Source organism: Erwinia sp. Leaf53, assembly GCF_001422605.1.
GTDB lineage: Bacteria > Pseudomonadota > Gammaproteobacteria > Enterobacterales > Enterobacteriaceae > Erwinia.
Genome location: NZ_LMLK01000003.1, coordinates 338,966 through 357,488, shown reverse-complemented (window position 1 = coordinate 357,488; position 18,523 = coordinate 338,966). Strand labels below are relative to the sequence as shown.

Annotated in this window: 16 protein-coding genes; 6 read left to right on the top strand and 10 right to left on the bottom strand. The window is 57.4% G+C overall.

All coding sequences use genetic code 11. The features are described 5' to 3' along the window. Positions 1-4: 4 nt before the first annotated feature. A complete protein-coding gene (locus ASF13_RS05405; RefSeq protein ID WP_056233361.1) occupies positions 5-676 on the bottom strand; it encodes a hypothetical protein in 672 nt (223 codons plus the stop codon). Positions 677-767: 91 nt separating this feature from the next. Beyond that, positions 768-1,430 (bottom strand): common pilus major fimbrillin subunit EcpA, encoded by a 663-nt coding sequence (locus ASF13_RS05400; RefSeq protein ID WP_056233359.1) that lies wholly within the window; start codon positions 1,428-1,430, stop codon positions 768-770. 295 nt (positions 1,431-1,725) lie between these two features. Between ASF13_RS05400 and ASF13_RS05395 the strand changes: the two genes are divergently transcribed. The 5 genes from ASF13_RS05395 (at position 1,726) to mglC (ending at position 7,426) form a co-directional block, all read left to right on the top strand. Further along, complete coding sequence (locus tag ASF13_RS05395) at positions 1,726-2,349, top strand: response regulator transcription factor (protein ID WP_156365560.1); 624 nt, start codon at positions 1,726-1,728, stop codon at positions 2,347-2,349. A 168-nt stretch (positions 2,350-2,517) separates the two neighbouring features. Next, positions 2,518-3,558 (top strand): HTH-type transcriptional regulator GalS, encoded by a 1,041-nt coding sequence (galS, locus tag ASF13_RS05390; RefSeq protein ID WP_056233356.1) that lies wholly within the window; start codon positions 2,518-2,520, stop codon positions 3,556-3,558. 235 nt (positions 3,559-3,793) lie between these two features. Further along, complete coding sequence (gene mglB, locus ASF13_RS05385; RefSeq protein ID WP_056233354.1) at positions 3,794-4,789, top strand: galactose/glucose ABC transporter substrate-binding protein MglB; 996 nt, start codon at positions 3,794-3,796, stop codon at positions 4,787-4,789. A gap of 86 nt (positions 4,790-4,875) precedes the next feature. Continuing rightward, positions 4,876-6,396: a galactose/methyl galactoside ABC transporter ATP-binding protein MglA gene (mglA, locus tag ASF13_RS05380; RefSeq protein WP_056233352.1), complete on the top strand. Its 1,521-nt coding sequence runs from the start codon at positions 4,876-4,878 to the stop codon at positions 6,394-6,396. Positions 6,397-6,415: 19 nt separating this feature from the next. Continuing rightward, complete coding sequence (mglC, locus tag ASF13_RS05375; protein ID WP_056233350.1) at positions 6,416-7,426, top strand: galactose/methyl galactoside ABC transporter permease MglC; 1,011 nt, start codon at positions 6,416-6,418, stop codon at positions 7,424-7,426. A gap of 186 nt (positions 7,427-7,612) precedes the next feature. On the opposite strand, the gene sanA is transcribed toward mglC, so the two are convergent. The 6 genes from sanA to metG form a co-directional block, all read right to left on the bottom strand. After that, the gene (gene sanA, locus ASF13_RS05370; protein WP_056233348.1) at positions 7,613-8,326 is read right to left on the bottom strand and encodes an outer membrane permeability protein SanA; all 714 of its coding nucleotides are present in this window, start codon (positions 8,324-8,326) and stop codon (positions 7,613-7,615) included. Positions 8,327-8,628: 302 nt separating this feature from the next. Next, a complete protein-coding gene (locus ASF13_RS05365) occupies positions 8,629-10,326 on the bottom strand; it encodes an NAD-dependent malic enzyme (protein ID WP_056233346.1) in 1,698 nt (565 codons plus the stop codon). Positions 10,327-10,450: 124 nt separating this feature from the next. After that, on the bottom strand, positions 10,451-11,341 hold the full coding sequence (gene cdd / locus ASF13_RS05360) for a cytidine deaminase (protein ID WP_056233344.1): 891 nt from the start codon (positions 11,339-11,341) through the stop codon (positions 10,451-10,453). Between the two features lie 406 nt (positions 11,342-11,747). Further along, positions 11,748-12,449 (bottom strand): CidB/LrgB family autolysis modulator, encoded by a 702-nt coding sequence (locus ASF13_RS05355; protein WP_056233342.1) that lies wholly within the window; start codon positions 12,447-12,449, stop codon positions 11,748-11,750. Further along, on the bottom strand, positions 12,442-12,822 hold the full coding sequence (locus tag ASF13_RS05350) for a CidA/LrgA family protein (RefSeq protein WP_056233340.1): 381 nt from the start codon (positions 12,820-12,822) through the stop codon (positions 12,442-12,444). The genes ASF13_RS05355 and ASF13_RS05350 overlap by 8 nt, the downstream gene beginning before the upstream one ends. Positions 12,823-13,236: 414 nt before the next feature. Then, a complete protein-coding gene (gene metG / locus ASF13_RS05345; protein ID WP_056233338.1) occupies positions 13,237-15,270 on the bottom strand; it encodes a methionine--tRNA ligase in 2,034 nt (677 codons plus the stop codon). Positions 15,271-15,450: 180 nt separating this feature from the next. On the opposite strand from metG, the gene apbC reads away from it, so the two are divergent. Next, positions 15,451-16,563 (top strand): iron-sulfur cluster carrier protein ApbC, encoded by a 1,113-nt coding sequence (gene apbC, locus ASF13_RS05340; RefSeq protein ID WP_056233336.1) that lies wholly within the window; start codon positions 15,451-15,453, stop codon positions 16,561-16,563. A gap of 50 nt (positions 16,564-16,613) precedes the next feature. Here the strand turns inward: apbC and ASF13_RS05335 are convergent, their stop codons facing one another. Together ASF13_RS05335 and ASF13_RS05330 are read right to left on the bottom strand one after the other, a co-directional pair. After that, complete coding sequence (locus ASF13_RS05335) at positions 16,614-16,862, bottom strand: hypothetical protein (RefSeq protein ID WP_056233334.1); 249 nt, start codon at positions 16,860-16,862, stop codon at positions 16,614-16,616. Positions 16,863-16,921: 59 nt separating this feature from the next. Beyond that, positions 16,922-17,344: a GNAT family N-acetyltransferase gene (locus ASF13_RS05330; protein ID WP_056233332.1), complete on the bottom strand. Its 423-nt coding sequence runs from the start codon at positions 17,342-17,344 to the stop codon at positions 16,922-16,924. Positions 17,345-18,523 lie beyond the last annotated feature (1,179 nt).

The window sequence follows — 18,523 nt, the reverse complement described above, 5'->3', positions numbered from 1 at the left end:
TGCGCTACTTGTTCACTGGTACGTACTGGTCGATATCCCAGATGCCGATATAGGAATGCGGATCATTGATATCAACGTCAGGGAATGTGTAGGTTTTACCCGGCGGTACGTAGTAAACGTCACGGCAGTCCTGCTGCGACGTGTTTTTGTTCAGGCAGCGACCCATGGCGTTAACCCGCCAGGAAACATTACCGGTATTGCTAATTTTTCCCTGGCTGAAAGCGTAATTAAGATGCTTATTTCGCGGCTGCACGACCAGAATGGTACTGATTATCGCCCGTGTCATGGCATCGGTATTTTTACCACTGCTATTTTTGGCGCTCTCACCCACCGACTCATCGGTAAAGGTGATGCGATAATAACGCTCCACGCTATCCGATTTTCCCTGATAGTAGAATTTAACCAAATTTCGGGTTTCGGCGGGCATCATTAGCTGTGACGGAGCCACCAGCAATTCGTCAGCTGAATCGAAGGGGAGTGTGGTACCTGAGGAAAACGGCGAACTAATCTTGTCAACTCTGACTGTTACCAACCGAGCCATATCGGTTTGATTGATTATCTCTTTCGCCACCAGTTGCTTATCCGCAGCAATAATCGTAGTAACGTTGCCGACATTGAGCGCGGCGGTATTGAAAGAGACTAACAGAGTTAAGGATATAAGACGGTCGATCTTCATATGCAAATCCTTCTTGAAGTGCAGGAGCCAGTCCGTGCTCCTGCATCACAATGCGCTTAAACGCAGGTTAATAAGGGCCAGCTGTTAAGAGTCAGGAACCCGTTTTTCCGCCCGCTGGCGTCGACCATGTCGCGCGGAAGGCCACCGCCACCTCGCCCTGCCACATAGCGTCAGGCAGTTTGGACAGATCAGCCTCCGCCGTGCTGCCGTCCAGCGTGGCTTTTTTAACGATAAACTTGAAGTTATCGCGCGCCGAAATCAGCGGATCCTTACTTCCCGCTGACCGGGTCAGCGCCCATAACGCACTGCCAGCGCCGATATCTTTGGTGGAGTCGAGCAGTGTGGTCCACGCATTCGACGCACTCACGCCGCCAGCGGTACCACCGTTGCTGGAACCGACTTCGGTACTGCCAAACAGGGCACCGATCTGCAGCGTACTCTTACCGCCGACCTGGCGTAGGATGTTATTTGTGTCGTCAACGCGGGCTTCCAGTTTGAAAGCGGTTGAGGTGCTGTGATCGCCCTTCAGGGCGATCTCAAAGGTCCCCGTGTCCGTATTGAAGTCTTTGGCAGCGGGAGCATACTTGAACTGCAGGGCACGCATCGGTGTGACCACCAGATTGTTAGTGGTGTTTTTGTCGGCTTCGGCCTTCCAGACGGCGGAGGCCGTCACGGCCTCGTCAGCGGCCTGGCTTGCGGTCGAGATGACCAGTGCAGATAAGGCCAAAGGAATAAGCGAACAGATACCTTTCATTAGTTTTATCCTTATATCTAAGTTATATCTTAGTTAGTTATGGTGTGGTTGGTTCTATCGTGGTTTCAGAATGACGCTAAATATATTAACTTCCGGGTTGTGGTGCAAAGAAAATGACACCAGGATTTTTTCATCATTGTTGAAATGTTCTCATTTTTGCAGGGTTGATTTTATGCAAAAAACCGGTCTTTTGTTTTTTTGTGTTTGTTTTGTTGTCATTTTTGGTGGTCGGTGTACTTTGGTGATGATTGCGCTTTTATTTAATCGAGTGTTATTTTACAGGGCGAATTAAGCTATGGAAGGTAAGAAGATATTTAATGTCGCGGTGGTTGATAATTGCCAGTATACGCAGCATGCTATGGCGGCATTATGTCAGGAGATCGAAACGGATATCACCTTGTCTGTAATCGGTTTTATTCAGCTAAGTGACTTTATTGTAAACTCGCGGGAAATTAACTTCGATCTGGTTTTTTACGACATATTATCTCGCACCGAGTGGTCTATTGATCCTGAACATGAAGTTTTACTCATCAGACAGGCTTATCCCCGCATTTCCATCTGCATTTTCTCACTGGTGCATGAGTTTATGTCCATCGGTGGGGTGGAGTGGGTGATCGACAAACGTATTCCGCTGACACATCTGAAATACACCATCTCCAGCGCGCTGGCAGAGCATCCGCGCAAGACGTCGATGTGCCTGAGCTTCATTTCCCAGCACAGCTATCGTCTGAGTAAATGGCAAACGAGCGTGCTGCGCGGTTACCTGGCGAACTGCCATACCAAGGTGATCGCCCGAACGCTGAACTGCAGTTCCAGACAGGTTTACGCCTTTCGCAACAGAGCGCTGGAGAAGATTACCCGGCAGAACTGTGACCAGATGAGCATCTGGCGCTGCATCAATCGTCTGAACTCCACCTGACTTTTCAGGTAAACCATGATCCCTCTCACAAAGTTGTTACCGCATGATGTAACCGTTTTCAAGGCTGTGACCTGTTTCACGCAGCGGCGCGCTCAGGGCTGACACAATACGCGGTAACAGCGTCTGGTCAGGAACGGCTATGCAAACTTTCAACGCAGGTATCAGCCTGTGATTACCATCCGCGATGTGGCCCGCGAGGCCGGGGTATCGGTAGCCACCGTTTCGCGCGTGCTTAACAACAGCGCGGCGGTCACCGTCGACACCCGCGAGGCGGTGCTCAGAATCGTCGAACGCCTTGGCTACCGGCCCAACGCCAACGCCCAGGCGCTGGCCAGCCAGGTCAGCGATACCATCGGCGTGGTGGTGATGGACGTCTCGGACCCCTTCTTTGGCGCGCTGGTGAAAGCGGTGGATACCGTCGCCCAGCGTATGCAGAAACACGTGCTGATCAACAACTCCTATCATCAGGCCGACAAAGAGCGCCACGCGATTGAGGTGCTGATTCGTCAGCGCTGTAACGCGCTGATCGTGCACGCAAAAGCCCTGGGTGATGACGAACTGGCCTCGCTGATGCAGCAGGTGCCGGGGATGGTGCTGGTCAACCGGGTGATCCCCGGATTTGCCCACCGCTGCGTCTGCCTCGATAACGTCAGCGGCGCGCTGATGGCGATGCGCATGCTGCAGCAGCACGGCCACCAGCGCATCGGTTATCTCGGGTCGATGCATCCGATTGAGGATGACGACCAGCGGCACGCCGGCTGGGCGCAGGCGCTGGGCGAGCAGGGCGTAACGCCGCAGGAGAGCTGGTGCGCCAGCGGCGAGCCGGACCTGCAGGGTGGTGAAGCGGCGATGGTCGAACTGCTCGGGCGCAACCAGCAGCTGACGGCGGTGTTCGCCTATAACGACAGCATGGCCGCCGGTGCGCTGGCGGCGCTGAAGGACAACGGCATTGCGGTGCCGCAGCAGGTTTCAGTGGTCGGTTTCGACGATATTCCCATTTCCCGTTACACCGATCCCCAGCTCAGCTCGGTACGCTATCCGATTGTTTCTATGGCGAAACTTGCCACCGAACTGGCGCTGAAGGGCGCGGCCGGCGTGCTAGACGCCAGCGCTCAGCACTGCTTTATGCCGACGCTGGTGCGTCGCCATTCGGTCGCCATCCGGCAAAATGTGGCGGCCGTCACTTTACCGCGCGATTCAGCGGTGTAACCGTTTTCAATTTGTGAGTAAATTCACAGAACTATTACAACGCCTTCACTATGATGGCAGCGTTACCACACAGCCAGCAGGAAGTCTTCCGCACACGGACGTCGGGTTTTGTCAGCAATCGTCGGCCGGTGTAACGCACCGCAAAGGTGTAACACCGCCAGTTAATTGACCGTGACGTGCCGCCCACCGCTGCATTTCACGTTGAGTACTACCCTACAATAAAACCGGAGATAGCATGAATAAGAAGGTATTCACACTTACCGCACTGGTTGCGAGCATGATGTTTGGCGCGACGGCTCAGGCTGCAGATACCCGTATCGGCGTAACCATTTATAAGTATGACGACAACTTTATGTCGATGGTGCGCAAAGACATTGAGAAAGAAGCGAAAAACAGCCCGGACGTACAGCTGTTAATGAATGACTCACAGAACAGCCAGTCTACCCAGAACGACCAGGTTGACGTGCTGGTGGCGAAAGGCGTGAAGGCGCTGGCGATTAACCTGGTTGACCCGGCTGCCGCCGCGGTGGTAATCAGCAAAGCCAAAGCCAATGATATCCCGGTAGTGTTCTTTAACAAAGAGCCGTCTGCTAAGGCGCTGGCCAGCTACGACAAAGCTTACTACGTCGGTACCGACTCAAAAGAGTCCGGCATCAAGCAGGGCGAGCTGATTGAGAAGCACTGGAAAGCCAACCCGAACTGGGATCTGAACAAAGATGGCCAGGTGCAGTTCGTTCTGCTGAAAGGTGAACCGGGCCACCCGGATGCCGAAGCGCGTACCAAATACGTGATCGACACCCTGAACAAAGACGGCCTGAAAACCCAGCAGCTGCATATGGATACCGCGATGTGGGATACCGCACAGGCGAAAGACAAAGTTGACGCCTGGCTGTCTGGCCCGAACGGTAACAAAATTGAAGTGATTATCGCCAACAACGATGCGATGGCGATGGGTGCGGTTGAAGCGCTGAAGGCGCACAACAAATCCAGCATCCCGGTGTTTGGCGTCGATGCGCTGCCGGAAGCCCTGGCGCTGATTAAGTCTGGCGCAATGGCCGGTACCGTGCTGAACGACGCCGACAACCAGGCGAAAGCCACCTTCGATATGGCGAAAAACCTGGCGGCCGGTAAGCCAGCCACCGAAGGCACCAACTACAAGCTGGACGGTAAAGTAGTCCGCGTTGCTTATGTACCGGTAGATAAAGACAACCTGTCTCAGTTCGCTAAATAAGCGTCCTCTGTTCCGGGGTGAATCGCCCCGGAACAGACGTTGAGTCAGGGTGACCTGACTTTACACTCTTTCAGCCAGGTAGAATTATGGGCAGTGATAACGTGAAAGCAGAGCGTGAGTTTTTGCTGGAGATGACCGGCGTCAGCAAGTCATTCCCCGGTGTGAAAGCGCTGGATAATGTCAATTTAAAAGTCCGCCCGCACTCCATTCATGCCCTGATGGGTGAGAACGGGGCCGGGAAGTCGACCTTATTAAAATGCCTGTTTGGCATTTACAGTAAAGATGCGGGGAGCATTCTTTTTCAGGGGCAGGAAGTTAATTACAAAAGTTCCAAAGAGGCGCTGGAAAACGGCGTATCGATGGTGCATCAGGAATTAAACCTGGTTCTGCAACGTACCGTGATGGATAACATGTGGCTGGGCCGTTATCCGAAAAAAGGCCTGTTTGTCGATCACGACAAAATGTATCGCGACACTAAAGCGATCTTCGACGAACTGGATATCGATATCGATCCGCGCGACAAGGTAATTAACCTGTCGGTGTCGCAGATGCAGATGATCGAAATCGCCAAGGCGTTCTCCTATAATGCGAAAATCGTCATTATGGATGAACCAACCTCGTCGCTGACCGAGAAAGAAGTTAACCACCTGTTTACCATTATCCGTAAACTGAAAGATCGCGGCTGCGGCATTATCTATATCTCGCACAAGATGGAAGAGATCTTCCAGCTGTGTGATGAAATCACCATCCTGCGCGACGGCCAGTGGATTGCCACCCAGCCGCTGGAAGGGCTGGATATGGATAAGATCATCGCCATGATGGTGGGCCGTTCGCTGAACCAGCGCTTCCCGGACAAACACAACGTGCCGGGCGAAACCATCCTTGAGGTGCGTAACCTGACCTCGCTGCGCCAGCCGTCGATCCGCGATATCTCCTTTGACCTGCGTCAGGGTGAGATCCTCGGCATTGCCGGGCTGGTGGGGGCCAAACGTACCGACATCGTGGAAACGCTGTTCGGCATTCGTGAAAAATCGGGCGGCACCATTAAGCTGCACGGTAAGGCGATCAATAACCACAGCGCCAACGAAGCGATTAACCACGGCTTTGCGCTGGTGACCGAAGAGCGTCGCTCGACCGGCATCTACGCCTACCTGGATATTGGCTTTAACTCGCTGATCTCAAATATCCGCCAGTATAAAAACAAAATCGGCCTGCTGGATAACAGCCGCATGAAGAGCGACACCCAGTGGGTGATTGATTCAATGCGGGTGAAAACGCCGGGGCACCATACCTCGATCGGTTCGCTTTCAGGCGGTAACCAGCAGAAGGTGATTATCGGCCGCTGGCTGCTGACCCAGCCGGAAATTCTGATGCTGGATGAACCGACGCGCGGCATTGACGTTGGCGCCAAGTTCGAAATTTACCAGCTGATCGCCGAGCTGGCGAAGAAAAATAAGGGAATCATTATTATCTCGTCAGAGATGCCCGAATTACTGGGGATCACCGACCGGATACTGGTAATGAGTAATGGCCTGGTTGCGGGCATTGTCGAAACGAAAACTACCACGCAAAACGAAATCTTGCGTCTGGCATCGTTGCACCTCTAATGATGTAAGGGCTGTTACTATGAACGCTGTTAATAAGAAAAATGCGCTGACCTTTTTAAAAGAGGGCGGGATTTATGTGGTGCTGCTGGTATTGCTGGCGATCATCATTATCCAGGACCCGACGTTCTTAAGCTTAATGAACCTGAGTAACATTCTGACCCAGTCCTCGGTGCGCGTGATTATCGCACTCGGCGTGGCCGGGCTGATCGTTACCCAGGGTACCGACCTGTCGGCCGGCCGTCAGGTCGGGCTGGCGGCGGTGGTGGCGGCCACGCTGTTACAGGCGATGGACAACGCCAACAAGGTGTTCCCGACGCTGGAAACCATGCCGATTGCGCTGGTGATCCTGATCGTCTGTTCGATCGGTGCGCTGATTGGCCTGGTCAACGGCGTGATTATCGCTTACCTGAAGGTGACGCCGTTTATCACCACGCTGGGCACCATGATTATCGTTTACGGCATCAACTCGCTGTACTTCGACTTCGTCGGTGCGTCACCGGTGGCCGGTTTTGACGAGAAGTTCTCCACCTTTACCCAGGGCTTCCTGCGCATCGGCGACTTCAAACTCTCGTACATCACCTTCTACGCGATTATCGCCATCCTGCTGGTGTGGGTGCTGTGGACCAAAACCCGCTTCGGTAAGAACATCTTCGCCATCGGCGGTAACCCGGAAGCGGCGAAAGTCTCCGGCGTTAACGTGCCGTTCAACCTGATTCTGGTTTATGCGCTCTCCGGCGTGTTCTACGCCTTCGGCGGCATGCTGGAAGCGGGGCGCATCGGTTCCGCCACCAACAACCTTGGCTTTATGTACGAGCTGGATGCGATTGCGGCCTGCGTGGTGGGCGGCGTCTCCTTCGCCGGCGGCGTCGGCACCGTAGCCGGGGTGGTAACCGGGGTAATCATCTTTACGGTGATCAACTACGGCCTGACCTATATCGGCGTCAACCCGTACTGGCAGTACATCATCAAGGGCGGCATCATCATCTTCGCGGTGGCGCTGGACTCGCTGAAGTACGCGCGTAAGAAGTAATCTCTGCACCATCAGCACAAGGGCCGCTTATCGCGGCCCTTTTTTTTGCCGGCAGTTTACTGCATCAGGCTGTCGCAGCGGAGGGCGGATTACGGCCAGTAAAACGGGTGAGGGCAGCGGATCTGCACCCGGCAGGCGGTCTGACGTCGCAGCGGCAGGCGAAAACTGCGTGCGGTAGCCGTTCTGCTACTTCCTGCGCTGGATCTCCAGCACCTGCTCCGGGGTAACCGCCGGATAGCTCTGGGCGTCTTCGGCGACTTCGTGGCGGGCGGGGATTGGCACCAGCGGGCCGAGGAAGCGCGGTTCGCGCTTCATAATATAGAGATCGGCCAGCGCGCCGAGGCGGGCACCGACTTCGCGCAGGCGCACGGTAAGCATGTTTTTCGGCGACGGCACCGCGTAGCACTGCGCCTGGATGCCGCTGTGCAGGGCGATAAACAGCGCGCGTTCACAGTGGAAACGCTGGGTGATGATGATGAAGTCGTTGGTATCGAACACCTTGCGGGTGCGCACGATCGAGTCGAGGGTGCGGAAGCCGGCAAAGTCCATCACGATATCGGCCGGATCGACCCCGGCGGCGATCAGGTCGCGGCGCATGGTCATCGGCTCGTTGTAGCTCTGCTGGGCGTTATCGCCGCTGAGCAGCAGGTAGTTAACCTTGCCGCTGTTATAGGCGTTCAGCGCGCCCTGCATGCGGAACAGGTAGTATTCGTTGGGGACGCCGGTGCGGTAGTACTTGGCGGTGCCAAGCACCACGCCGACCTGGCGGTGCGGCAGCGACTTCAGGTCGTCATAGACGTAGGGGGCGGTTTTCCAGCTGATCCAGCGATCGAGTCCAAGCGCGGTCAGACCCGTCAGTCCCACGACGATAATCAGACCATAAAACAGGCGTTTCAGCATTCGGCTCGGTACCCGGTTCAGCAAGTGCAAGGTGGTTCAAGGCTACTTGAGGCGGCGGGGTGACGCAAGTCAACGCGTGCCGGTTGGCGGGATTTCAGACAAAAGGAGGGACAAAGGGTTGTCTGCCGGCCCAGGTTAACGATGAGGCAGCGGCTAGCTGGCGTGCCGCTGGACAAAACATCAGCATCAGCAGGTAGCGGGTGTATGGAGCAGGAGCAGGTATCGCGTGCGGGAAGCTGGCAGGAGAGAGGCAGGTGCAGCGGTAACAGCGTCAGGGCCGCAGCCCTGACGCTTTACGCCGATCAGATCGATGTACGACGATAGTTACGGTACTGCGGCAGCCAGAAGTTGGCGGCGATGGCTTTCGACAGCACGTCTTCCGAAGTCACTACCGCGACGCCGGCCAGCTGCGCCGCTTTGGCCACCGCCATGGCGATCACCTTCGACACGCCCTGAATATCCTTCACTTCCGGCAGCACCGGACCTTCGCCGTCGTTGGCCAGCGGCGAGCAGTCGGCCAGCGCGCGGCTGGCGGCCATCAGCATGCTGTCGGTGACGCGGGTGGCGCCGGAGGCGATCACACCCAGACCGATGCCGGGGAAGATATAAGAGTTGTTGCACTGGGCGATCGGATAGGTTTTATCCTTCCAGGTGACCGGGGCAAACGGGCTGCCGGTGGCGACCAGCGCCTGGCCGTCGGTCCATGCCATAATATCCTGCGGGGTGGCTTCCACGCGCGAGGTCGGGTTAGACAGCGGCATGATGATCGGGCGCGCGCAGTGTTTGTGCATCTCGCGCACGATCTCTTCGCTGAACAGCCCCGGCTGGCCGGAAACGCCGATCATAATGCTCGGGCGGGCGTTACGCACCACGTCGAGCAGCGACAGCGAGTCGCTCTGGCTGTCCCAGCCGGCCAGTTTGTCGCTCTTCTGCACCAGGCGGCTCTGGAAGTTCAGCAGGTTCGGCAGCTTGTCGGTCAGCAGGCCGAAACGATCCACCATAAATACGCGGCCGCGCGCTTCGTCATCGCTCAGCCCTTCGGACTTCATCTGCGCGATAATCTGCTCGGCGATGCCGCAGCCGGCGGAACCGGCCCCGAGGAACACCACGTTCTGTTCGCTCAGTTTGTTGCCCGCCGCGCGGCTGGCCGCCAGCAGGGTGCCGAGGGTGACTGAAGCGGTGCCCTGGATATCGTCGTTAAAGCAGCACACCTCATCACGGTAGCGCTCCAGCAGCGGCATGGCGTTCTTCTGCGCGAAGTCTTCAAACTGCAGCAGCACGTTCGGCCAGCGGCTCTTCACCGCCTGGATAAAGTCGTTAACGAAGTTATCGTACTCTTCTCCGGTGATGCGCGGGTGGCGCCAGCCCATATACAGCGGATCGTTCAGCAGCTGCTGGTTGTTGGTGCCGACGTCCAGCACCACCGGCAGGGTGTACGCCGGGCTGATGCCGCCGCAGGCGGTGTACAGCGACAGCTTACCGATCGGAATGCCCATACCGCCGATGCCCTGGTCGCCGAGGCCGAGGATGCGCTCGCCGTCGGTGACCACGATCACCTTCACATTCTGCTTGGTGGCGTTCTGCAGCATGTCTTCGATGTTTTCACGGTTCGGATAGGAGATAAACAGGCCGCGCGCGCGGCGGTAGATCTCAGAGAAGTGCTCACAGGCCGCGCCGACGGTCGGGGTGTAGATAATCGGCATCATCTCTTCCAGATGATTGTCCAGCAGGCGGTAGAACAGGGTTTCGTTGGTGTCCTGAATGTTACGCAGGTAGACGTGCTTATCGTTATTGTTCTTGAAATCCTGGTACTGGCGGTAGGCGCGGGCCGCCTGCTCTTCGATGCTCTCAACGGTTTCCGGCAGCAGGCCGCGCAGGTTAAAGTCGTGGCGCTCTTCGGTGGTGAAGGCGCTACCCTTATTCAGCAGCGGGAATTCCAGCAGGATTGGGCCGGCGTAAGGGATATAGAGGGGGCGTTTACTTTCGTACTCGAGTTCCATGCAATCATTACTCAGTGGGGATTGGGGATGTGGCGCCAATCCTAGAATAAATCGCCTGAAAGTACAGCTTTTGTTAACACGCAATAACAAAAGCTGCGATTATCCTCGAATATTAGAAAAATTCTTACAGATCGCCCAGCGATAAGCGGCTGAAATGTTGACAGCCGAGCGCGGCCAGGGTGGCGGCGGTGGCAGACGACTGATCGAGTTGCGCATCACCGGCCTGCGCCAGCACGCCACGGCGGATCTGGTCGAAGCTGCGGCCGCTGAGGTTAAGCAGGTTCAGCGCCCCCTGCAGCGGCGGCAGGCTCGGGTTAAAGGCGGCGTTCTCGGCGTAGCGGCCGGCAAAGATCGCGCCGTCGTCGGTTTCCAGCGCCACGCCGCTCCAGGCTCCGCTGTACGGCGCGTGGCTGCGGTTCGCGGCGGCCAGCGCCGCCTGCTCCAGCGCGTCGCCGCGCGGCTGCACGCCGTGATCGACCTCATCCATCAGCAGGGTGGCGATCTCCAGATCGCGCGGGCCGAACGAATCCGGCAGATAGTGGCCAAGCGTGGCGGCGGCGCGCCCCGGTAGCTCAACGATCAGATCGCTGCCGCTGTTCAGCTCGTTCATAAACTGACGACAGTGGCCGCAGGGGGTGTAGTTAACGGTGATCGCCGCCAGCCCGCGCTCGCCGCGCAGCCAGGCGTGGGTCACCGCGCTCTGCTCGGCGTGCACCGTCTGCTGCATGGTGGCCCCGGCGAACTCCAGGTTGGCACCGAACCACAGCGTGCCGCTGACCCCGCGGGCGATGGCACCCACCATAAAGTTCGACAGCGGCGCAACCGCGCAGGCGGCGGCCAGCGGCAGCAGCGCAAAGGCCAGCTGGCTGTCGTCCAGGCCGCTGGCCAGCTTCAGCGCGGCGGCGTCGGCTGCGCTGATTGAACCGGCAAAGTCGTCTGCGTCAAGCAGCGGCTGAATGGCCTGCTGCAGCGCCGCGGGCAGGGTGGTAAAAGCGGACTGGAAACGTGGGTGCATACGAAACCTCATTAACGGAGTACTGGCCCATCCTAATGGGCCGGCAGCCTGTTATATGTGATTCATGTCACGCTGACAATGTAATAGATGAAAGATATGTGAGAAATGCGAGACTTATCGCAAGTTTTAGACCATTTACTGCCCCAGCGGGCAGCGGGCAGCGGGCAGCGGGCAGCGGGCAGCGGGCAGCGGGTAACGAGTAGCGAGTAGGGGGCACGGGGCACGGGCGGCAGGTTGAGGACAACAGCGACGGGCTAGGTGCAGCGGGCAGCAGGCAGCAGGCAGCAGGCAGCAGGCAGCGGGAATAGAATATCGGGCACCTGGTAACGGGTAACAGGTAACAGGGAAACAGAGAAATTCTGCTCCCGAGCCACTGGGGGCACGGGAGCAGGGGAGAGTGTCGCTGTCAGCCCAGCCAGTGCAGCAGCAGCGGGAACAGAAACGGCGCGGTCAGCGAGGTGATAATGGCGCACAGCACCAGCGCCAGCGAACTGAACGCGCCCTCCTGCGCATCCAGTTCCACCGCGCGGGCGGTGCCGATGGCGTGCGAAGCGTTACCGATCGCCAGCCCGCGCGCCGCCTTATGCCTGACCCGCAGCAGGTTCAGCAGCATATGGCCGAACACCGCGCCGGTCACGCCGGCAATCAGCACGCAGATGGCGCTGATCGCCGGAATTCCGCCCTGCGAAGCGGAAACCGCCATGGCGATCGGCGTGGTCACCGACTTCGGCATCAGGGTGGCGGCGATCTGCGGCGTCGCTCCCAGCCACAGCGCAATCGCGGTGCCGGAAACCATCGCCGTCAGGCTGCCGATGAAGCAGACGCTGATAATCGACTTCCAGCGCGCGCGGATCTGATGGATCTGCTCATACAGCGGCAGCGCCAGCGCCACCACCGCCGGCTGCAGCAGGTTATTCAGCAGCGCGCTGCCGGCAAAATAGCGCGCGTAGGGCAGCTGCAGCACCAGCAGCAGCGGAATAATCACCGCCATGGCGACCAGCAGCGGATTCAGCAGCGACAGCTTCGCCTTCGCCGCCAGCCAGCGCGCCGCCAGAAACACGCCAACGGTCAGCGGCAGCGCCCACCAGAAATCACCGAAATCAGACATCATCCCCCTCCTTACGCTGCAGACGCTCAGACAGCAGCCCCACCGTAACCAGCACGATCAGCGTACTCACCAGGCAGGAGACAACGATTGGCGCAAACTGCGCGCTGAGAATATCGATGTCGTTCATAATCCCGACGCTGATCGGCACAAAAAGCAGCGCCATATAGCGAATAATCAGCTGGCAGCCGGGCCGCACCCACTCCACCGGCAGCAGCTGCGTCGCCAGCAGGGTAAACAACAGCAGCATGCCGATAATACTGCCGGGAATGGCAACGGGAAGCAGGGTCGAGATGCCGCGCCCGGCAATCAGGCACAGGTAAATCGCCAGAAACGAGCGGCAATAGCGGAACACAATAAGAAGAACGCGGGACATAAACCACTCCGGAATTCAGAGCGTTAAGCATACGACGATTGCCAGCCCACTGCCAGCAGCAGCGAACACGTGTTCTGCATTCAGACGACATGCAATGTATAGCGAAGGGAGTCAAACAACATGAAGACAACGCAACAGGTAAAGCGAAGCAGTCAAACAAGAAACTAAAGACAACGCAGAAGGTAAAGCGAAGGGAATCTGACAGCAATCAGAAGACAACACAGAACGTAAAGCGAAGGGAGCCCGTACACGGAGTAAAGCATCACGGGCCAGGGAAGGCCCGTGCTGAGCTGTCATGGATGACGTTTTTTGCGTCTTTACGGAGTGTACGGGCTCCCTGAGCCGGAGCCCGCATTAACAGACGACTCAACGCTGTTGAACTTGCTGAGCCCGCCACCGCATCAACAGACGACCTTACTTAACCTGCTGCCCCGGCTGCGCGCCGCTGTCCGGGCTGAGCAGGAAGATATCCTTGCCGCCAGGACCCGCCGCCATCACCATCCCTTCCGACACGCCGAAACGCATCTTGCGCGGCGCAAGGTTGGCGACCATCACCGTCAGGCGGCCGACCAGCACTGCCGGATCGTTATAGGCAGCGCGGATGCCGGAGAACACCTGACGGGTCTCACCGCCGAGATCCAGCGTCAGCTTCAGCAGCTTATCTGAACCCTCGACCAGCTCGGCGTTCTGGATCAGCGCAATACGCATATCCACCTTAGCGAAATCGTCAAAGCTGATGGTCTCCTGAATCGGATCGTCCGCCAGCGGACCGGTCAGCGCCGGTTTGGCCGCCGCCGCCGCATCTTCCTTCGACGCTTCAATCAGGCCGTTAACCTTATCCAGCTCAATACGGCCATACAGCGCCTTAAACGGGGCAATGGTATGGCTCAGCAGCGGCTGCTGAATACTGTCCCAGCTCAGCTCCTGATTCAGGAAGGCTTCGGTACGTTCGCTCAGCGTTGGCAGCACAGGCTTCAGCCAGGTCATCAGCACGCGGAACAGGTTAATGCCCATCGAGCAGATCGCCTGCAGATCGGCGTCGCGGCCTTCCTGCTTCGCCACCACCCACGGCGCCTGCTCGTCAACGTAGCGGTTAGCCACGTCGGCCAACGCCATAATCTCGCGCACGGCGCGGCCGAACTCGCGGCTGGCCCAGGCCTCACCAATGCTGGCGGACGCATCGGTAAAGGTCTTATACAGCGCCGGATCGGCCAGCTCGGCGGACAGCTGGCCGTTAAAGCGTTTGGTGATAAAGCCGGCGTTGCGCGAGGCGAGGTTAACCACCTTGTTAACGATATCGGCGTTGACGCGCTGCACGAAGTCTTCCAGGTTCAGGTCGATATCGTCAATGCGTGACGAGAGCTTGGCGGCATAGTAATAACGCAGGCTGTCCGCATCCAGGTGCTGCAGCCAGGTGCTGGCCTTGATAAAGGTGCCGCGCGACTTGGACATCTTCGCCCCGTTCACCGTCACGTAGCCGTGCACGAACAGGTTGGTCGGCTTGCGGAAGTTGCTGCCTTCCAGCATCGCCGGCCAGAACAGGCTGTGGAAGTAGACGATATCCTTACCGATAAAGTGGTACAGCTCGGCGTCGGAGTCTTTCTTCCAGAAGGCGTCGAAATCGATATCGCCGCGCTTATCGCACAGGTTCTTAAACGAGCCCATGTAGCCGATTGGCGCATCCAGCCAGACGTAGAAGTACTTGCCCGGCGCACCCGGGATCTCAAAGCCGAAGTACGGCGCATCGCGGGAGATATCCCACTGCTGCAGGCCGGACTCAAACCACTCCTGCATCTTGTTCGCCACCTGCTCCTGCAGCGCGCCGGAACGGGTCCACGCCTGCAGCATGGCGCTGAACTCCGGCAGATCGAAGAAGAAGTGCTCAGAATCGCGCAGCTCCGGCGTTGCGCCTGAAACCACCGATTTCGGATCGATCAGCTCGGTCGGGCTGTAGGTGGCGCTGCACACTTCGCAGTTATCGCCGTACTGGTCCGGGGCCTTACATTTCGGGCAGGTGCCTTTCACGAAACGGTCCGGCAGGAACATGCCTTTCTCCGGATCGTACAGCTGCGAAATGGTGCGGTTCTTAATAAAACCGTTCTCCTTCAGGCGGGTGTAGATCAGCTCGGACAGCTCGCGGTTCTCGTCGCTGTGCGTCGAGTGGTAGTTGTCATAGCTGATATTGAACCCGGCAAAATCGGTCTGATGCTCCTGACTCATTTCAGCGATCATCTGCTCCGGGGAGATGCCGAGCTGCTGGGCTTTCAGCATGATCGGCGTGCCGTGTGCGTCGTCGGCACAGATGAAATAAACCTGATTGCCGCGCATTCGCTGGTAACGAACCCAAATATCCGCCTGGATATGCTCGAGCATGTGGCCGAGGTGAATGGAGCCGTTTGCGTACGGCAGTGCGCACGTTACCAATATTTTTTTCGCGACTTGAGTCATAGTAAGACTTGCTATACCTGTTGAAAAAGGGGTTTACATGCTAACCGAAAGCGCCGCCCTGCGGCAACTAAGGCCGACGCAACAGAAGATTTTTCAGCACCCTGAGCGCCGGGCCAGGCGGGATCTGGTATGCTTACCGACAGTTATGGGCAATTTTACAACAGTCAACAAGGAGCCGGGATGACCCTTCACTCCCCGGGGCACCACACCCCCGAAGCGCTGCGTGCCGTGGTGGTGGGCGTGCTGACCACATTTGAACACCCAACCCTGCAGCGCAACCTCACCGCGCTGAAAGCGCTGCGCCACTGCGCACTGCTGGATAACACCCTGCACCTGGAACTGAGCATGCCGTTTGTCTGGCAGAGCACGTTTGAACAGCTGAAAGAACAGCTCAGCGCCGAACTGCTGCGCCAGACCGGGGCGGCCGCCATCAGCTGGCGCTTAACGCTGGACGTGGCCACGCTGCAGCGGGTAAAAAACCGCCCCGGCGTTAACGGCGTCAAAAACATCATCGCCGTCAGCTCCGGCAAGGGCGGGGTGGGCAAATCGACCACCGCGGTCAACCTGGCGCTGGCGCTGGCCGCCGAAGGGGCGAAGGTCGGCCTGCTGGACGCCGACATCTATGGCCCGTCGATCCCCGACATGCTCGGCACCGATGACCAGCGCCCCAGCTCGCCGGACGGCACCCATATGGCGCCGATTATGGCGCACGGGCTGGCCACCAACTCAATCGGTTACCTGGTCACCGACGATAACGCCATGGTGTGGCGCGGGCCGATGGCCAGCAAGGCGCTGATGCAGCTGCTGAACGAGACCCTCTGGCCGGAGCTGGACTACCTGGTGCTGGATATGCCGCCGGGCACCGGCGACATTCAGCTGACGCTGGCGCAGAACGTACCGGTGACCGGCGCGCTGGTGGTCACCACGCCGCAGGACATCGCGCTGATTGACGCTAAAAAAGGCATCGTGATGTTTGAGAAGGTCAACGTGCCGGTGCTGGGCATCGTGGAGAACATGAGCACGCACATCTGCAGCCAGTGCGGCCACGAAGAGACGATCTTCGGCAGCGGCGGCGCGGAGCGGCTGGCGGAGCAGTATCACACCCGCCTGCTGGCACAGCTGCCGCTGCATATCAGCCTGCGCGAAGACCTCGACCTCGGCGAACCGACGGTGGTGCGCCGCCCGGACAGCGAGTTTACCGCGCTGTACCGTGAACTGGCCGGCCGGGTGGCCGCGCAGCTTTACTGGCAGGGCGACGTCATCCCGCAGGACATTGCCTTCCGCGCCGTATAACCGGCCAGCCGATGCCAGGGCACGCCCCTGGCATCTGAGCCCAGGGCCGGTCAGGCCAGCCGCACCAGCCGCTGTTCAAAGCCATCCAGCATGCGGTAATCGAAGTCGATCTTACCCGCCTCAAACAGCTCGTTAATCACCGTAAAGTTATTGTCCGGCGTGACGTTGCAGCGGTGGTTCAGCTCGGTGTCCTGCAGGGTAAAGGCCCGATCGTTGCGGGCGATGGTGTGCAGATACTGCAGCATCAGCCAGGCTTTCTGGCTGATGCCGGCCTGCTCATAAAGAGGGCGGTGGCTCATCGGGGGTAAAGGTTTCCGTAAAAAAATTCAGTTCAGTGGTCAGCAGGGCAGGGGGGCTGCTACAGGCTGTAGTGCATCAACAGGTACTCGCCCTGATCGCTCTCACCCTGCGCCACCACCCGCCAGCCGTGCTTCTTATAGAAGCTCTGCGCCTGCAGATTCTCCGCCAGGCACTTCAGCGCCCCGGTCGACGTAAACCGCTGCTGCACCGCCTGTAACAGCGCGCTGCCGGCACCACTGCCCTGGTGGGCCGGATCGATAAACAGGCTGTGCAGGAAGTTATCGTTCTCAAGCAGGGCGGCAAAACCCAGCCGCTCGCCGTCTTCTTCCGCGACCAGCACCGTTTCGCCCAGCGTAATACGGTCAAAATCCTCCAGCTGCCACTCGCTGTCGTCCAGCCAGGTCCAGTTAGCCTTGCGTGAAGCGAGGAACAGCGTACGCAAAAACGGCCGGTCGGCTTCGGTAAACGGGCGGATGATCATGGGTAAAACTCCTGCAGCAAAACGCCATCTGGCAACGTCACAGAGTTTATCGCAAAACGTTAAATAATAATCAGAATAAACAAAATAACGCGGTTAAATACCCGTTTCAGGGTTTTTCTGCCTGGCTTTTGACTTTACGTGGCAGTCTATGTCGTTTTTTATTGAATTCGGGCGCTTTTAGCTGGCGACGACGGCTATAACTCAGCATGATATCACCTGAAAATCACCCTGCGGGACTATTAATGAGTAAGTTTGATTTTTGACCTCTTGATTATTCCTGCTTTCTGGACAGGGTAAAAAAAAAGCGAAATTGAGTAAGAATCTACCAGATATCCGACCAGTTAAGAAAAATCTGATTTATACAAACTTGACGCTGGTTGACAATTTGGATCGGAATAAGATGAAATAAAAAACTCGTTAAATTTCAGTGGTTTGAATCGATTCAATTGGATTATTTCAGAGCATTCTGGCGTTATTCCTAACCGGCACGTTGCGATAAGCTGTCAGAGAAATATCGTGATAGCCCTCCCATTTCGACAGTATTTAACTTAGAATAATCCTACTTAACGAGTACCCCCCTATGCAGTTCTCATCAGATGACTGAGACTGCTTACGACCCGGCGCTGGACAACCCGCGCTGGGGGGGCTAATGATGATTGCGACGTACAGTGGACTGGTAGCTGTTGAGCCTGGGGCGGTAGCCTGTCTGAACCGCCCTAAAATGGCGATGAAATGCACAGCTTCACGATTTCTCATTCACTGTACTAATACTAACTATCTTAGATTCTTATTGCTCAGCGCGCGAATTTGATGATCCATAATTGAACAGACGCGCATGGCAACGTGGTAAAGAGTAGGGGACCAGGGCTGCGGAAGAGTCAACCGCGGGCACCCTTACTGCTGTGAGGTGACGGCTGTTTTCAGCTGGATGAACGAGTCACCTGTTGCGTACACTCCTCACATGCAGTCCTTTTATGGTCCCGTTACATTACTGACCACCTCTTCAGAGTGCTTAGTTCAGCCCGACCCCGGATGCCCGGTGCCGATGAGCCCAGGCGTTCACTGCGCCAGATCCGGCATTCGTCAGACAAGACATAACCATACCTTATCCTGACCGGGCCAACCCACAGCGTTGACCCGTTGAAAAAAAGCCTTTTTTTGGCGATTAACCTACAATAG

Excerpts from the sequence above, each read along its gene's own strand:
- ASF13_RS05355 (WP_056233342.1), bottom strand. The coding sequence starts at position 12,449 with ATGTCTGATTTCGGTGATTTCTGGTGGGCGCTGCCGCTGACCGTTGGC.
- ASF13_RS05350 (WP_056233340.1), bottom strand. The coding sequence starts at position 12,822 with ATGTCCCGCGTTCTTCTTATTGTGTTCCGCTATTGCCGCTCGTTTCTG.
- sanA (WP_056233348.1), bottom strand. The coding sequence starts at position 8,326 with ATGCTGAAACGCCTGTTTTATGGTCTGATTATCGTCGTGGGACTGACG.
- cdd (WP_056233344.1), bottom strand. The coding sequence starts at position 11,341 with ATGCACCCACGTTTCCAGTCCGCTTTTACCACCCTGCCCGCGGCGCTG.
- ASF13_RS05395 (WP_156365560.1), top strand. The coding sequence starts at position 1,726 with ATGGAAGGTAAGAAGATATTTAATGTCGCGGTGGTTGATAATTGCCAG.
- ASF13_RS05335 (WP_056233334.1), bottom strand. The coding sequence starts at position 16,862 with ATGAGCCACCGCCCTCTTTATGAGCAGGCCGGCATCAGCCAGAAAGCC.
- mglC (WP_056233350.1), top strand. The coding sequence starts at position 6,416 with ATGAACGCTGTTAATAAGAAAAATGCGCTGACCTTTTTAAAAGAGGGC.
- mglA (WP_056233352.1), top strand. The coding sequence starts at position 4,876 with ATGGGCAGTGATAACGTGAAAGCAGAGCGTGAGTTTTTGCTGGAGATG.
- apbC (WP_056233336.1), top strand. The coding sequence starts at position 15,451 with ATGACCCTTCACTCCCCGGGGCACCACACCCCCGAAGCGCTGCGTGCC.
- mglB (WP_056233354.1), top strand. The coding sequence starts at position 3,794 with ATGAATAAGAAGGTATTCACACTTACCGCACTGGTTGCGAGCATGATG.
- ASF13_RS05400 (WP_056233359.1), bottom strand. The coding sequence starts at position 1,430 with ATGAAAGGTATCTGTTCGCTTATTCCTTTGGCCTTATCTGCACTGGTC.
- metG (WP_056233338.1), bottom strand. The coding sequence starts at position 15,270 with ATGACTCAAGTCGCGAAAAAAATATTGGTAACGTGCGCACTGCCGTAC.
- ASF13_RS05405 (WP_056233361.1), bottom strand. The coding sequence starts at position 676 with ATGAAGATCGACCGTCTTATATCCTTAACTCTGTTAGTCTCTTTCAAT.
- ASF13_RS05365 (WP_056233346.1), bottom strand. The coding sequence starts at position 10,326 with ATGGAACTCGAGTACGAAAGTAAACGCCCCCTCTATATCCCTTACGCC.
- ASF13_RS05330 (WP_056233332.1), bottom strand. The coding sequence starts at position 17,344 with ATGATCATCCGCCCGTTTACCGAAGCCGACCGGCCGTTTTTGCGTACG.